13 protein-coding genes and 3 pseudogenes are annotated in these 14,433 nt (G+C 53.3%); 7 read left to right on the top strand and 9 right to left on the bottom strand.

The window, feature by feature from the left end; translation table 11 throughout:
* Positions 1–189 precede the first annotated feature (189 nt).
* Positions 190–1,275 carry a diguanylate cyclase gene (locus ACIQWS_RS24305; RefSeq protein WP_223615568.1) on the top strand — a complete coding sequence of 362 codons (1,086 nt, stop codon included), beginning with the start codon at positions 190–192 and terminating at the stop codon, positions 1,273–1,275.
* Positions 1,276–2,701: 1,426 nt separating this feature from the next.
* Here ACIQWS_RS24305 and ACIQWS_RS24300 read toward each other — a convergent pair.
* From ACIQWS_RS24300 to ACIQWS_RS24285, 4 genes and pseudogenes are all read right to left on the bottom strand, one after another.
* Positions 2,702–3,019 (bottom strand): hypothetical protein, encoded by a 318-nt coding sequence (locus tag ACIQWS_RS24300; protein WP_223615569.1) that lies wholly within the window; start codon positions 3,017–3,019, stop codon positions 2,702–2,704.
* 207 nt (positions 3,020–3,226) lie between these two features.
* Positions 3,227–4,411 carry an FAD-binding oxidoreductase gene (locus ACIQWS_RS24295; RefSeq protein WP_223615570.1) on the bottom strand — a complete coding sequence of 395 codons (1,185 nt, stop codon included), beginning with the start codon at positions 4,409–4,411 and terminating at the stop codon, positions 3,227–3,229.
* Between the two features lie 106 nt (positions 4,412–4,517).
* Positions 4,518–4,607 (bottom strand): annotated as a pseudogene (locus ACIQWS_RS24290) (IS6 family transposase); the annotation flags it as partial.
* A 124-nt stretch (positions 4,608–4,731) separates the two neighbouring features.
* On the bottom strand, positions 4,732–5,169 hold the full coding sequence (locus ACIQWS_RS24285) for a GNAT family N-acetyltransferase (RefSeq protein WP_223615571.1): 438 nt from the start codon (positions 5,167–5,169) through the stop codon (positions 4,732–4,734).
* A gap of 704 nt (positions 5,170–5,873) precedes the next feature.
* Here ACIQWS_RS24285 and ACIQWS_RS24280 point away from each other — a divergent pair.
* The 3 genes from ACIQWS_RS24280 (at position 5,874) to ACIQWS_RS24270 (ending at position 7,834) form a co-directional block, all read left to right on the top strand.
* On the top strand, positions 5,874–6,101 hold the full coding sequence (locus ACIQWS_RS24280; RefSeq protein WP_223615572.1) for a hypothetical protein: 228 nt from the start codon (positions 5,874–5,876) through the stop codon (positions 6,099–6,101).
* 48 nt (positions 6,102–6,149) lie between these two features.
* Positions 6,150–6,458: a hypothetical protein gene (locus ACIQWS_RS24275; RefSeq protein ID WP_223615573.1), complete on the top strand. Its 309-nt coding sequence runs from the start codon at positions 6,150–6,152 to the stop codon at positions 6,456–6,458.
* A gap of 227 nt (positions 6,459–6,685) precedes the next feature.
* Positions 6,686–7,834, top strand: a complete 1,149-nt coding sequence (locus ACIQWS_RS24270) for an HlyD family secretion protein (RefSeq protein ID WP_223615574.1) — start codon at positions 6,686–6,688, stop codon at positions 7,832–7,834.
* Between the two features lie 103 nt (positions 7,835–7,937).
* Here ACIQWS_RS24270 and ACIQWS_RS24265 read toward each other — a convergent pair.
* Positions 7,938–8,620: pseudogene (locus tag ACIQWS_RS24265) on the bottom strand (NAD(P)-dependent oxidoreductase).
* A gap of 206 nt (positions 8,621–8,826) precedes the next feature.
* Positions 8,827–9,696 carry an SDR family oxidoreductase gene (locus ACIQWS_RS24260; protein ID WP_223615575.1) on the bottom strand — a complete coding sequence of 290 codons (870 nt, stop codon included), beginning with the start codon at positions 9,694–9,696 and terminating at the stop codon, positions 8,827–8,829.
* Positions 9,697–9,803: 107 nt separating this feature from the next.
* Here ACIQWS_RS24260 and ACIQWS_RS24255 point away from each other — a divergent pair, with 107 nt between their 5' ends.
* The 3 genes and pseudogenes from ACIQWS_RS24255 (at position 9,804) to ACIQWS_RS24245 (ending at position 12,552) form a co-directional block, all read left to right on the top strand.
* Entirely contained in the window at positions 9,804–10,703 is a 900-nt protein-coding gene (locus ACIQWS_RS24255) for a LysR family transcriptional regulator (RefSeq protein ID WP_223615576.1), read from the top strand.
* Positions 10,704–11,562: 859 nt separating this feature from the next.
* Complete coding sequence (locus ACIQWS_RS24250; RefSeq protein ID WP_223615577.1) at positions 11,563–11,826, top strand: hypothetical protein; 264 nt, start codon at positions 11,563–11,565, stop codon at positions 11,824–11,826.
* A 113-nt stretch (positions 11,827–11,939) separates the two neighbouring features.
* Positions 11,940–12,552 (top strand): annotated as a pseudogene (locus ACIQWS_RS24245) (flavodoxin family protein).
* A gap of 182 nt (positions 12,553–12,734) precedes the next feature.
* On the opposite strand, the gene ACIQWS_RS24240 reads toward ACIQWS_RS24245, so the two are convergent.
* The 3 genes from ACIQWS_RS24240 to ACIQWS_RS24230 are packed head-to-tail and all read right to left on the bottom strand — an operon-like array spanning position 12,735 to position 14,332.
* Positions 12,735–13,007, bottom strand: a complete 273-nt coding sequence (locus ACIQWS_RS24240; protein WP_223615578.1) for a hypothetical protein — start codon at positions 13,005–13,007, stop codon at positions 12,735–12,737.
* Complete coding sequence (locus tag ACIQWS_RS24235; RefSeq protein ID WP_223615579.1) at positions 13,000–14,055, bottom strand: HWE histidine kinase domain-containing protein; 1,056 nt, start codon at positions 14,053–14,055, stop codon at positions 13,000–13,002. Before ACIQWS_RS24235 ends, ACIQWS_RS24240 begins: the two co-directional genes overlap by 8 nt.
* A gap of 7 nt (positions 14,056–14,062) precedes the next feature.
* Positions 14,063–14,332 (bottom strand): hypothetical protein, encoded by a 270-nt coding sequence (locus ACIQWS_RS24230; protein ID WP_223615580.1) that lies wholly within the window; start codon positions 14,330–14,332, stop codon positions 14,063–14,065.
* Positions 14,333–14,433 lie beyond the last annotated feature (101 nt).

The raw sequence follows: 14,433 nt of genomic DNA, 5'->3' as shown, positions 1-14,433 counted from the left end.
CCCATACCGCATGCAGCGGGCGGGCATCGATCGAGTGGAGAAGCCCACTATGTGGACGAGCAAGATCAGCTGCATCAGAAATTCATTAAATACGAAGCCGATACAAAACATTGACGTTCTCTCAATAAACTGAGTAGTCAACGGTTTAAGCGAAAATCGATGTATATTTGAAAGATATAGAGGGACCCAATGGAACCTGCCGAATTGGCAATTGGTGTAATTCGAATCCTTGGCATCACAGCGCTTGTCGTCCTCAGTTACTCGTGGGTTCTGCGCACCTTTCCCAAAGGCACCGCGAAAGGCGCTGCCGTTGGTCTACTTTTTGGACTGGGCGGGATTGCTTCAATGAGCGATCCAATCTCATTTGCACCTGGCGTATTCTATGACGCTCGAACGGCGCTGTTGGTCCTTTCCTATTCCTACGGTGGACCGATCGGAACATTGATCGCAACTGGTCTTATGTTGATTTACCGCCTGTGGCTTGGGGGTATGGGAGCGATATCGGGATCAACATCAATATTACTCACAAGTCTCATTGGTTTTGCTTGTGCGATGATACCGGGTAGAGGCTGGAAATCGTGGCCGCTGCGATCAGCTGCTATTGGCTTGGCCGCTTCCGCTTCCTTTGTGACGCTTACGATGCTGCCTTCAGACGTTACGGCGCTGATCATTGGCATCCCTCTATTCACATTAATCATCGCAAATATTTCCAGCGTGATGGTTTTGAGCAATTTTCTGGAGCGCGAGAAAGTCAGGCAACGTCTGATGCGGGTTCTCGAGCATGAGGCAAGCGTGGATCCGTTAACGAAGCTTCAAAACCGCCGGGCTTTTGACAAAGCCGCTTTGCGCGCAATGAACGACAACAAGCTCAAATCGATCAAATCGGCAATCATCCTGATCGATATTGATCATTTCAAAGATGTCAATGATCTATGGGGGCATGAGATGGGTGATGTGGTGCTTGCAGAAGTTGCTGCCATCGTCCGCCGCGGCGTACGTAAGACGGACGTGGTTGTGCGTTATGGTGGTGAGGAAATCGCACTTCTCCTGCCCAATACGCCCCTCACAATCGCCGTCGATTATGCCGAACGCATCCGCTCCCAGATCGCCTCAGCGGAGCATCGTATGGGAAATGACTGTATCAGCGTCACGGTAAGTGCCGGCGTGGCAGTTCTGGGTGTAAGAATGTATGACATAGACGCCGTCATGAAGGCTGCCGACAAGGCACTTTATCGCGCGAAAAGCGGCGGACGAAACCGCGTTGAAACGGCGTGAGTATCCCGACCATGCATTGTAGACGCGTTGCCGGGTCCCATAAGGTCCAAACCAAAGTGGAGGCGATATTGATTATCACCACTCCAGAAGACCTAAATGCACACTACAATGACCTATTTAGGCTTGGTGACATCGAAGCTTTGGTTGAATTGTAAGAGCCAAGTGCGGTCCTGTGCCCATCTCCAGGACATCAACTCAAAGGTCTTTCCGAGATCAGGAACCAGATGAATAGATTGCTGAGCTTACAGGGTGAGTTGTCTGCGACCCAGCTATCATGCGTTCAACAAGACGGTCTTGCCCTGCTTCATGCCAACTGGTCTTTCAAAGGCAAAGACGCAAAGGGCAACCCGGTAGAAATGGGCGGGCTTTCCTCGAAAGTGGCTCAAAGAGGATCGGACCACTTGGCGTTATGTCATTGATATGCTGGCTGCGATGAAGAACCTATCGCCCTTCACGGAAATATGAACCTGCATTTTGTGCTACATTGATGAAAGCCGCTAGTGCAATGTTGAGGGCCGCCCACCTCCATCGCACTAGACGACTTGTCTCGCTGTATTAAACTTACGTCCTTATTCTGTTCAAGGGCAGCGAACGTGATGTCTGAGAGCACCAGATGGCAAATAATTCGGAGGGAATAGTTTGTATCGTTCTAGGTACCTCTTCCGAATTTTGATAATTTTGAGGAACCTCTAGTTCATCGCAGCGTTGATCTCCGACAATTGGAGGTATTGCGATGCTTACAGCAGCAGTTTTGTGGTGGTTGGGCGTTCCGCTTATCGTTGTAATATTAATTTTCTTCTTGTTTTTGCGGCGGCGCTAAATTTCGACCCGTGTGGAGATGACAAATATCGCTTCTTAAGCGATTCATTGGGATCGCCTTTGGAGGAACTAGCTGTTTAGTTTCGAAAATTGATGGATGGGATCAATGATGAAACGGCGGGGTCTTAAGTCCATTGTTTGCAGATGAATTGGTCTGGCGTAAGCGTCGCGAGCGTCTTGAGTGTCGAGTTGATTCATCAATACCAGTTCGCTTTGCGCACTCGACATAAGAAAATTGGTGCAATTTCGCTGGAACCAGAACCTGTCTCTGTGCATTTTGTGCGATCGATCCATAGGCAGTCTCGCACAGTGAAAGAATATGCGGTGATTTCTGCTTGAGATTGCTCCTATTCCCACTTCATAAGGACCCGGCCTGCTCGCTGTAGTCGCATCAAACAAGTGGGCTATTGGAGCCGATTGACGGGTCAGCACGAAACGGTAAAAGCGGGGGTGAATTTTACCCAGAAATCAACATCGAGCAACCTCGTGGGCTAAAGGGCGTGTGAGCACACCGCTCTCCATATGAAAAGGCGGCTCTGATGACGAACCGCCTTTACGCACTTATTGGGCTAGGACCGTCTTTGAGACGGACGATTGCCGATGGAAATCAATATCCTTGGTTATTACGACGATGACCATGTCGATAATCACGATTGCCGCGATGACCGTTCCAATTGCCATGACGGTCGCGACGGTTGTCATAATGCGGTCGGCGACGATCACTGCGATCCCATCCATGACGATTATGCGAGCGACGATCGTTATAATGTGGTCGACGCTTTTCCTGGTATTGGACCTGATCGACATTACTTACCGTTGGCGTCGCTTGGTGTGAAACCGGACCAGCAAACGATGAGACCACCGAAGTCAGACCAACCATTGTGGCGATGAAACCGCCGGCAATAAGTGAAGCAATTTTTTTCATGATATCTCCTATCGATACCACAATGAGATAACTGCAAATTTGTTCCTTGTTGCCGTGGGAAAAGAATCGTTAGCTCTTCGCCTGCACTTCAAAGTATACCGCAATCCCAGCCGGATTAAGCGGCATCCCTCGCTGCGCTGACTGAAACATGCTCAAGCATCGATCTATTTTTCCTTGAACGAATTAAACAGTTTACCAATTGTTTTATCAGCGCGTTTTAAACGCAAACAGATCGGCGTCCGCATCGCCGATCCCGGTGATCAGCCCGCGGATCACCTGCGCTGCGACCACGGAAAAGGTGATGCCGTTTCCGCCATATCCGAGCACGGCATAGCAGCGGTTCATTCCCGGTATCTCGCCGATTGACGGCAAGCCCGTATCGCTGGCTCCAAAACAGCCGGTCCAGGCAAAATCGGCTTCCGCGACCACATCCGGGAACATCTTCTTCAGCTTGCGCAGGATGGCTTTTGTCTTCGCCGGGAGTCTGGCGTCCCGCTTTGCCTCGTTCTCGAATTTCTCATCCTCGCCTCCGACGATGATGCGGCCGTCGCGCGTCGTGCGCATGTAGAGATAGGGTTCGGACGCTTCCCAGATCAGACATCGTTCCGGCCAGAGCTTGTGTTTTTGCGGGGGCGTTGCCAGAGCCCAGGTCGAGATGATCTGAGTGCCCTTTTGCGGCACCACATCGGGGATTTCGTAGCCCGTGGCATAGACGAGGTGCTTGCAGCGGATGGTCTGCCCGGCTTTGCTGGTCGCAATGACATGCCGGGCGTGTGATTCAACCGAGATGATATCAACAGGCGCGTAAACGGCAGCGCCACGCGAAACAGCCACCCGCAGATAACCATGCGCCAGCTTGCGCGGATTGGCTTCGATATTGTCAAAGCACATCAGGGCAGCAGCGCGATCGATCTGAAACCGCGACTTCAGTTCGTCGCGGCTCAGCAACTGCGTTTCAAATCCCGCGTGGCGGCGGGCATCCATCTCCCGCCGCAGCCCATCCCCATCGAGCATGTCCCCGGCAAGATAAAGCGAATCCCGGTTTTTCATTTCGCAGGATATGCCGAGGCGGCGGGTCCGCTCCCGCAGGATATCAACGGAGAGTTTCGAGCGGCGCCAGGCCCGCTCGGCATCGGCAAGGCCGATCGTCCTGGCAAGGACATGCAGGGGAACGTCAATTTCAAACTGCAACAGCGCCGTGCTGGCTGGTGTTGAACCGGTCACCGGTTTGCGCCGGTCGAACACGGCGACTGACATTCCGGCATCCGTCAGGCTTTCGGCGACGAGTGCCCCGCTGATACCAGCACCGACGATGGCCACATCGACCGTGATATCATGGGTCAGCACATCATAGCGAACGGTTTGCGCCGGGCGGCCCAACCAGATCGGCACGCCGGTTCTCAAATCTCGGTGCTGCGTCGCCATGGGAACCCTGATCTGCGAGGAAGTGACAAACCCGAACGGGACGCAAGGCTGTTTGGTTCCGTTACCGTTCTAGCTCGAGATTTCGCAAGCTTAGATTATAGGCAAGGTACCAACGGACGCACAACAGAATGACAGACTGATCGAAATGACGGCCCTTGAACATCACGCACACCCAAACTCACGGGAAAACACTATTGCACTTCAACATTGCATTTTTTTGCGACAGAACCACGCGGATGAAATGCGGCCCAGCAGACGACGGCCGCTTCGCGCCCCACTCTGAGAGGTTAGATTGCTAGGTTCAGGATTGGGCGTGCCCATGTCACCTTTATCGTTGGCGGTTTAATTCCAACGATCGTGGCACCCATCCTTTGGTAGAACCCGACCGAAGGTGGGTGAGAGACGATCTTAATTGAAGGAATGCCACGCCGCTTTGCTTCAGCCGCCATGTGTTGAAATAGCTTCGCACCTATTCCCGTTCCTTGAGCGTGATCCGCAACAAACATAAGGTCCAATTCCGGTTCGTCAGCCAGCGTTAGGCTGTAGAAGCCAGCGATATCGCCCTGAAGGTCAGCGACGTAGAAGACTTCAGCGTCTATCTGGGCGGGCGTGACAGCATAGCCGTCTAGAATGCTGGCGTAGTTGCCACCGTAGGCACTCGATTGATGCATCAACTGGGTAAGCGCCTTTGCGTCACCGCGTTCGGCAGGTCTGATCTTGAGCAATGTGCAACCCCTGAATCTAGCTCATCGCGAGTTCCATATCCGCTTTTAACAGCATCAAGCGCCAATTGCGACGGCCGGGATGAGGTCGCTAGAGCTGCCGGACGGTAACGCGCCGCCATTTTGGTCGTTCGCGCCTGTTGCTTGACATCCTGACACTTGCCCGTCTGATATCCAGTTGGCTATATCAACGATGGGATGGAAAGCGGCCTTCGCCGGCACCCTCAGGGCGGCATGCTGGACTTAGCTGCAATCAGATTCTATCGGCGTTTGGGTAACAATTTCGAACCTTAAGCTGAGACCATAACGTTTTGTGGGGCAGCCTGGAAAACGGGCTTGAGTCAGGTCGATTTAGGCTATGCAAGAGGTCGACGATATGAAGCATAATGCGGTCTGCCCCACAAAACGTTATGGTCTCCTTGTTGCCAATACAACGGTTTGAAATGGCTACAGATATTCATCGGTGCCGAGATTAGTCGGCGATGAATAGTAATATCCTGAATTGCAACTTTTAAGCGCTTCGAGATTCAATAGTTTAAGCTATTGATATATTTGATAAATTCTTAAAATTCTAGATTGACCCAGATATCAATCTCACTAGTATCGCCCCGGGCTCCTTTGGTCATAAATCGAGTCCTGCACAATTTCGCATACAACTTTAGCCGTTCCTTGAAAGGAAATGCCGATGATGCGTGAATTGACTGATCATGAAATTTCATTTGTTTCTGGCGGCGAAGGCGGTGGCGGTCGTGGTGATGGCGGCGGCAGCGGTGGCGGCGGTGATGGCGGCAGCGGCGGTGGCGGCGGGAACACAGGCAGCGGCTGGGGCGGAAGCATTGGTGGCCGAGTTGGCGGGGCCGGCGGCGGACTTCTTGGTGCCAGTATTGGTGGTCCCGTGGGTGGAGCCATTGGCAGTGTTGTGGGAGGCACGCTAGGCCAATTGGCTGGTCAAGAGATCTAAAGCGGATCGGCACAGACAGGATATGATACCAACGGTACAGGTATTGACGGTTTCGGCGGAACTGATCCCAACGGAACCTGGTAATACAGAAGCTTGTGCTGATAAAACTCCGGTCGGGGGCAGTTTCACTTTCCCCGACTCTCTACACTACAAAGAGGATTCGCGCATGAGATATCTTATTTTTGCTATTCTGATTGTCATTCTTATTTTTGCTATCCAGACGGCGGTAGATTTTTTTGCGATACCACGCCCACTCTGGGTAAACGGCTTAATATATGGTGTATCGGCACTGCTGGTCAGCATTGTCTTCAGGATCGATCGTCCTGCATAGCAATTGGTCCGCCTGAACCTCTCCTCCGTGCTTCACTCAGCCTCTGCAGGACTGCCATATCGACGTATTTCGATCGCGCTAGGAAACAGATAAGGGTCAGGACACTTGTTGGATAGAGCATCAAGAGCCGTCAATTCCATATCCGCAGCATTAGCGAGATCGTGCGAAGAATGCAGGACATGGTGTAGTGACCAATGTCCCAAGAGAAGAATTGACGAGCGCTGAGCATGGACGGCGGTTCTTCCCTCTTCCGTCAGGAGGCGATTGACCATCGCAAGGATAGATGGTTTGGCCGTCCGCAGTTGCTTCGGCCGATTTCTACTATCGTTGCAACATGGCTGGCGGTGATCTCGGTCGTCGCGATCGGATTGTTCATTGCATTTGGTGACTACACACGCCGTGTCCGTTTGAGCGGGACGGTCCAGTCGAGTGTGGGTGTCGTCCGGCTGGTTGCCCCCCAGACCGGACGGGTGGTTGCAGGAACAGCGAGCGAGGGACAACTGGTCAGGCAGGGAGAAGAACTCTACCGCTTGAGCCTGGACAGCACGACGTCTGGAGGCAATACACGCGCCAATATCATCTCAGAATTGCAGCTGCAGAGGAAAGAGCTTGTCGACGAGATCGAGCGGCGCAAGGCAATCGATCTCCAGCAAAAGGATGGGCTCAACAAACAAGCATTATCCTGGGAGAAGGAAATCGCGCAGGTTACAACCCAGATTGCGGTGACACAGAACTATGTGGATACGCTCCGCCAGCTCTCCGAGCAACTTGATAACGCCGTGGCCAAAGGCATCGTTGCCCAGCGTGAATATGAATCAAGACGCACCAATTTCATGGAGAAGCAGACACTTCTGGAAGGCTTGCGCCGGGATTTGATCCAGCTTGAAGCCAGACTCTCAGATGTGCGCTCAAAGCTTGCCAGCTTTGACGGAGAATCCGCGTCGACAATCAGTGGCCTTCACAGGCAGATCGCCATTGCAGGCACACCACTTTTGTCGATCCTGCCGGCAACAGGGCAACTCGAAGTGCATTTCTTCGCATCAAGTTCGGCAATTGGCTTTGTGCGCAAGGGATCGCAGGTTCTGTTGCGCTATGCACCCTTTCCCTATCAGAAATTCGGCCAGTATCCCGGAGTGGTGACGGAGATCTCACGGGTGGCCCTACGCTCTGCCGATGGCGAGAGTGCCATTCCGGCGCAAGTTGTGGGTCAGCAATCGCCAACGGGCTTTTACCGGGTAACCGTTCGGCCGGAACAGGAAACCGTCCTTGCATATGGGGCCCGGGAACCTTTCAGGTCGGCATGGACGTGGAGGCTGATGTATTTCTGGAAACCAGGCACCTTTATGAAGGGATACTGGAGCCGCTTTACAGCTTGAAGGGCAGTATCGGAACATCAATTCCGCAGAATCCCATTATTCTGCAAAGGCTTACGCCATGCTGGGGAGCATAACGTTTTGTGGGGCAATACGGAAAATAAGCTTAAGTCTTGTCTGGTATGGCTACGAAAAGTGCAAACTGGAGGCCGCGTAATTTGCTTGCCCCACAAAACGTTACGCTCCCCACGAACGACGCAACGTCTTGACGCGCGATAGCGCCACCATGGAAGTCACTCAAGTCCGTAAGCGTCCGTATCGCACCGCGTCCGGCTTCATTATTCAAGATTGAGGGCCGGACGATGGTCCAATCGAGGCCGCCGTCTTTGATGATGGCTTCCTGACGGTTCTTGTCGGCATAGACCTTGCGCAGGAGCAGAGGGAAAATCAGCTTGTCAAAAACAAAGCCGCCGTGTCCGGCGCTGTCGCCGGCGCCCATGCCGGTGATGGCAACAAGACGTAAATTCCCTTCTGCCTTGATGGCACTGATAAGCGCTCGGGTCGCTGTCGAAAGAAGGGTGACCCTCACGAAAGGGGCTCGCAGGTGTGCCGAGTGCGCTGATAACGGCATCCCGGCCTTTGATGGCCTGGCACAGCACTTTCTCATCCCTGGCGTCTCCTACGACAAGCTTTGCTCCTCCTAGATCCGTGGCCTTTTCCGGCGAGCGCACCAGGATGGTAACATCGGAGCCGCGGCTGAGGGCTTGGCTGACGATGGCGGCCTGTCGGCCCTGTGGCACCGAGGACAAGGATCTTCGGTCCGGCAGCGAAATATGTTTCAGGGCTGATCTGGTCATGATTTCTGTCCTTTGAAGAGACGGGGCGCCTTTCAAGGAGGCCGCCCTTCTGGTGTTGTGGTTGGTGGTGATCAGAGCCGGCCTTTTCAGGCCTGCTCGCGGGTCAGCTTCGTTTCGCCTTCCGGGTTCACCCAGACGGTCGCGGTCGAATAGACCATGACGACAGTCCTTGATTGTTCTGGTCGGGTACTGGCAACCTCAGCCAGAGGCAGCCGTTTCCGAGGCGAAGTTGCGATAGGAGCGGAGCGGCCTGCCCAGTAGGGCCGTCAGGCCCTCGACGTCGCCGCCCTCAGGAAGCATGCCGTCTGTCAGGAAACGTTCGCCCATCAAACGCATGTCGTAGGCCATCCACGCGGGCATGAACTGTCCGAGGCTCTGCTCGAACGCTTGCGTATCGCCGCCGCCGTAGCTGATTTGCCGATCAAGGACGTTGCTCCAGATGGCGGCGATATCTGGTCCGGTGAGTGTATTGGGACCGACCAGGTTAAAGCGGCTGAGCGGTAGCGGCTGTTCGGCCTGTTCGCGGCGCAGCAGCTCAAGGGCGGCGATCTCCGCGATATCGCGCACATCGATCATAGCGAGGCCCTTGTCGCCGACGGGCATCGGGTAGACACCATAGCCGGTGATGACGTCTTTGATTGTCAGATCGTTCTGGATGAAGTAGGCCGGACGCAGGATCGTAGCGTGAAAATCCATCTGTTCGATCATTCGCTCGACGCCGAACTTGCCTGCGAAATGCGGCACGTTCACGTAGACATCCGGGTGAATTACGGAGAGATAGACGATCCGTTCGATGCCGGCCGAGCGGGCGACATTGAGCGCAATTAATGCCTGGGTGAATTCATCCGGTACGACGGCATTCAGCAGGAACAACGTGGATACGCCGTCGAAAGCGCTACGCAGCGAGTCGACGTCGAGGAAGTCACCTTTCACGATGGCGACCCCCGCCGGGAAGCTGGCCTTGGAAGGATCGCGAACGAGAGCGCGGACGTCTGCGCCGCGGTCGACGAGGTGCTGGATAACTTGGCTGCCGATATTGCCTGTGGCGCCGGTAACGAGAATGGTCATTGGATTTTCTCCGGGTTGGTTGTGCTTGACACCCCGAATATGGCTGGCTCATTGTCGATCCAATAGACCATCAATCTAGACACTACGTCTCACCACTGGAACAGATCATGGACCTCGTTGCTCTTACTGACTTCAACCTTGTGGCCCGCCATGGTGGCTTCGGCAAAGCCGCGCGCGCCACCGGCCGGCCGAAGGCAACGCTGTCTCGACGCGTCACGGAACTGGAGGCCGCCCTTCAGCTTCGGCTGTTCGAACGGGGCGCGCGCAACCTAAAGCTCACCGAGGAAGGACGCGCCCTTTTTGAGCGAACAGCCACGCTGTTGACGGAGCTCGACGAGACGGCGGCCGCCATTGCATCTCGTGCTGAGAAGCCGCGTGGCCGATTGCGCATCAGCGCCCCACTCCACCTATCGCAGACCGCCATGGGCAAGATCGCGGCGGGTTTTGCGCTTAAATATCCGGAGGTGAGGCTGGAGATCACCACGGAAGACCGGGCTGTAGATATGATTGAGGAAGGCTATGATCTCGTGATCCGGGTCAATCCGGATCCGAACGAAAGCCTCGTCGGCCGCGCCTTTCTCCATGACCGCCTGGTAGTGGTTGCAAGCTCCGCTCTTCCCCGGGCTGCTGGCGACTTACCAGTGCCGGGCGTCGTGCGGGGAACCGCCGATCGACAGACTTGGAATATCATGTCCTCGAAAGGGGCTGCGAAGATCAAGATCGAGCCCGTCCTTGCCCTGTCGTCACTCCTGATGGTTCGAGATGCAGTGCGAGCCGGTGTCGGCGCCGCACGTTTGCCGATCTCGTTGGTGAGCCACGATCTGGCCGACGGCACTTTGCTGCACTGGGGCGATATCGAAGGATCGGAGATCTCGCTATGGGCGCTCTATCCATCGCGAAGGCTGCTTAGTGCCCGCGTGTCGGCTTTCCTGGAATTTCTCAAACAGGCATTCCCAAATGGCACACCAGAAGAGCTGGCTGCCTACTCAATTCCCCAAGACGTTTAGAAGACTTGACTGGCACCACCCATCTTTGCAAATAACAAACAAAAGGTTGAATTTATTGTTAAATTGTCTTAGCGCGCTAAGAGACAGCTCTTTTTCTTGCCCCCTCGAACGTCGATCTATTATTCGCTTATTCCTTGCGCGACCCCGGGGACGGGTCGCGCGGCGAACTCTTCTGCAGCGATAGGGATCACCTGCTGTGTCGCGGAATACTCGACGGAGGTGAGCACGGCGAAACACCATTGCACAACCTGTGTGCGTCCGGCGAAGTCAGTTGGAATCAGCCTCCCGCCTGTTGAGTTTCAACCTAATTTGATCGACTTTTCCATTTCGCTTCGACCCCACGGAAAGGCAGAAACCCCATGTGTTCACTTATGCTCAACGTCACAAGACTGGATCACGAACAGACGGAAAAGTGGTTCAATTGGTGAGGCAAATCAACATTCCGAGGCCTCAATTGGGCTGCAATGTTTTTATGAGAGCGATTCAACTTACGCAGGATCAAGAGCTCTGAAGTAGCCTGACAGCTTTTTGGAAAAAGCGATGCCTTCGTCAGGCCACGCCAGATGTTGATCTCGAGGAAAATCAATTCATCTGCACGTGATCGAACCGGTGTTGCGCAAAAGGCCAAGAGGCGGTCTGCGCATCGCTATTTCAATAACTCATGGCAAAGCTTGGCAGAGTGTTGAAGGCAATTTTGCTAGTATTGTTGTATCGATGAACAGATCTGGAAGAGATAGGGACTACACCTAATTTTCGTTCGGCCATAAGCCAGTGGACGGCCTAAAAATGGAACACTTTTCTAAGCCGATCGTTGATGATCGGGTAATTTTGCCCAGAATAAGATATTCGGGAGAAAACAATGTTTAAAGCTTTATTGGTTGCATCCCTCCTTGGCCTGACCTTTGTACCGTCAGCATTTGCTGAAGACGCGATGAAGTGCAACGACACCAGCATGATGAAGATGAAGGCCGACATGGACAAGATGACAGAGCCGGCCATGAAGGAAAAAAAGACCATGGCCATGAAGGAAATGGACATGGCAAAAAAATCCATGGAAGCAAAGAAAATGGATGAATGCGCAATGCACATGGGCAACGCTGAAAAAGCTATGAAGAAAATGTGATCTGAACGTTCCCACGATTGCAGCGAGAGGGCGAAGCTTAGCGGCTTCGCCTTCTCGAATTAAGAAGGTGATACGGTCGTTAAAGTTCTCAATTGGATCAGCCGGGCAAAGCCATGATACTTACCGCAGTTGCGTTGAATGCTACTCTCAAACCAACCGATTCATCTTCTACGCAAAAGATGATTGATTTGGTGCTGGACGCCATGAAGGAACAGGGGGTTGACGGAGTTACGGTCAGGCTCACCCAATTTGATGTAAGGCCGGGTGTATCATCGAATGAAGGCAGTGGTGATGATTGGCCGACTATTCGCGAGCATATTCTGGCGGCTGATATACTCGTGATGGCCCCGCCGATCTGGATGGACCAACCTTCAAGCGTGTGCAAACGAGCGTTGGAACGTATTTGGACGCTTTTCTGGATGAAACCGATGATCAAGGCCGTATGGTTTCTTACGGCAAGGTTGCTGCGGTCGCCGTCGTTGGCAACGAAGATGGTGCACATCATGTATCGGCCGAACTCTACCAGGCTTTGAATGACGTGGGCTTTTCGCTCGCACCTAATGCCGTTGCATACTGGGTTGGTGAAGCCATGGGAGATGTAGATTTCAAGGACTTGAAATCTACCCCGAGGCTGTGACAAACGCAGTTGATCTGCTCGCACGCAATACGGTTCATTTGGCCAATCTTTTGGCAAAGGCCCTGTATCCCGGCAAGACCAGCAAGTAAGTTTTGGTCAACGCCTATAGGAATAATCCACAATCGAAAGCCACAATAACTTCGGATTCTCGCTGCTTGTCACGATGCTCGCACGAAGTTAACTATGAAGAAGCCTGGTCAATAACCCAACAAGCTCGTTAAAAACAAATGGCTTCCGTATGACAGCACGGTGAGCATAGCCGTCCCAAATGTCATGTGAACTGTTCCCCGTGGAAAAGATGAAAGGCACGCCGCGCATGACCAGAGCGTCGGCCACCGGCTGACTTTTCTGGCCATTCAAATTCATGTCCAGCATGGGCAGCGTCAAAGTTTTGCTGACCAATCAGCGCAATTGCTTGTTCATTCGTTGCGGCTGTGGTGACAGATTTGCATCCCAGATCGGAAAGCATGTCTTCAATCATCATGAGGATGAGCATTTGATCTTCAACGACCAATAGCCGACGATCGGAAAGTAAACTATCCATGTGGCGGTGCCTCTGATACAGGAAAATTCATGGTGCAGAGCACGCCTTCGGCCGGATATTCAAGGCGAACAATGCCGTCCAATTCTTGAGCCAGACCTGTTTCGATCATGCGCGAGCCAAATCCCCGACGAAGAGGCTGGGCGACAACAGGGCCGCCCTTCTCCTGCCATCTCAACACCAGTCGGCGACCTTCAGACGCATCCTTGATGTCCCAAGTGATGGTTACAGACCCCGTTTCATCGGAAAACGCCCCATACTTGATGGCATTGGTGGCCAGTTCGTGAAACGCAATACCAAGTGCCAGCGCGATTTTGGGTGAGAAGAGAATGTTGCTCCCCTTGATGACAATGCGCTCTGCCCGGTCTCCAGTCATACCGAACGGTTCCAAGGCATCGGCAATCACATCGAGTAACCCTGTGTCCTTCCAATTCTGCCGCGTCAAAAGGTCATGTGACCGGGACAACGCCTGCAAGCGTGATTCAATGGCCTGCTGAATGGTTTTTGGATCAGCGTCCATTCGCAAGGCTTGCCAGACAATCGATTGAACCGTCGAAAGCGTATTCTTTACGCGATGATTGAGTTCACCGATAAGCATTTTGGAATGGGCTAGCTCGTCCCTGTGTTTGGTAAGGTCCACAAACGAAGCAAAATACTGCACCGTAGTGCCTGCCTCATCTTTGACCGGGCTTATAAATATCGCAGCCCAGAATTCACTTCCGTCTTTGCGGCGATAGAGAATTTCGGAGTCATGATCGGCATGTTTTGCAAAGTTGGCTCTTACATCGGCCAAAGCCGCAGCATCTGAAACGTGCGCCAGCAAAAAATTGAAGTTTTGGCCCAGTACCTCCTCCAACTCATAACCAGTCAACTCCAAAAAACTGTCATTGGCAAAGATAATCGGGTGGTCGGGCGCCCTGGCATCCGTAAATACCATCGCCATTCGCGTTGTTTCAGCAGCAACCACGAATGGACCGAGATCGTCGCTGAAACCCTTCACGTCCGCTTCAGCATGTTTTTGTTCGTCGCTCTTATCGGCGATATTTGACATGGTATGCTTATCCGGTTTGGCGGGTGCGCGGCGTAATGCTGGAAAGAGACGCTACGGCATCAAAACGTCTTTCGCTGCGCGCTGCACGATCAGCGATCTCTTCCACATTGCGTAATTTCAAACCAAATAGCGCGATAACTGTCCTGCCCAGGCGCTGCGCATGGATGTCTGTTTTGGGTGAACGGCCGAGAACGTTTGAGGCAAGGTCGTGTGCAGATTGCATCACGCGCCAATCATCAGCCGAATACTGGACGAAATTTTGGTACCGAGTGCGCATGCTTTTATCCCTTGTCTGGGCGAAAGCACCAAGGCGTCTTCCAAGCGCCAGGAGCCTGTAAATTCAAGCCTGGCGCCAGCCAAATTATAGGCTTCTTCCCG

It is taken from the genome of Phyllobacterium sp. NPDC097923, assembly GCF_044760925.1.
Classification (GTDB): Bacteria; Pseudomonadota; Alphaproteobacteria; order Rhizobiales; family Rhizobiaceae; genus Phyllobacterium; species Phyllobacterium calauticae.
This window is presented reverse-complemented; position numbering and strand designations above follow the sequence as displayed.

Coding starts and splice junctions, on each gene's coding strand:
- ACIQWS_RS24305 (WP_223615568.1), top strand. CDS start 190: ATGGAACCTGCCGAATTGGCAATTGGTGTAATTCGAATCCTTGGCATC.
- ACIQWS_RS24300 (WP_223615569.1), bottom strand. CDS start 3,019: ATGAAAAAAATTGCTTCACTTATTGCCGGCGGTTTCATCGCCACAATG.
- ACIQWS_RS24280 (WP_223615572.1), top strand. CDS start 5,874: ATGAAATTTCATTTGTTTCTGGCGGCGAAGGCGGTGGCGGTCGTGGTG.
- ACIQWS_RS24275 (WP_223615573.1), top strand. CDS start 6,150: ATGATACCAACGGTACAGGTATTGACGGTTTCGGCGGAACTGATCCCA.
- ACIQWS_RS24270 (WP_223615574.1), top strand. CDS start 6,686: ATGGACGGCGGTTCTTCCCTCTTCCGTCAGGAGGCGATTGACCATCGC.
- ACIQWS_RS24260 (WP_223615575.1), bottom strand. CDS start 9,696: ATGACCATTCTCGTTACCGGCGCCACAGGCAATATCGGCAGCCAAGTT.
- ACIQWS_RS24255 (WP_223615576.1), top strand. CDS start 9,804: ATGGACCTCGTTGCTCTTACTGACTTCAACCTTGTGGCCCGCCATGGT.
- ACIQWS_RS24250 (WP_223615577.1), top strand. CDS start 11,563: ATGTTTAAAGCTTTATTGGTTGCATCCCTCCTTGGCCTGACCTTTGTA.
- ACIQWS_RS24240 (WP_223615578.1), bottom strand. CDS start 13,007: ATGGATAGTTTACTTTCCGATCGTCGGCTATTGGTCGTTGAAGATCAA.
- ACIQWS_RS24235 (WP_223615579.1), bottom strand. CDS start 14,055: ATGTCAAATATCGCCGATAAGAGCGACGAACAAAAACATGCTGAAGCG.
- ACIQWS_RS24230 (WP_223615580.1), bottom strand. CDS start 14,332: ATGCGCACTCGGTACCAAAATTTCGTCCAGTATTCGGCTGATGATTGG.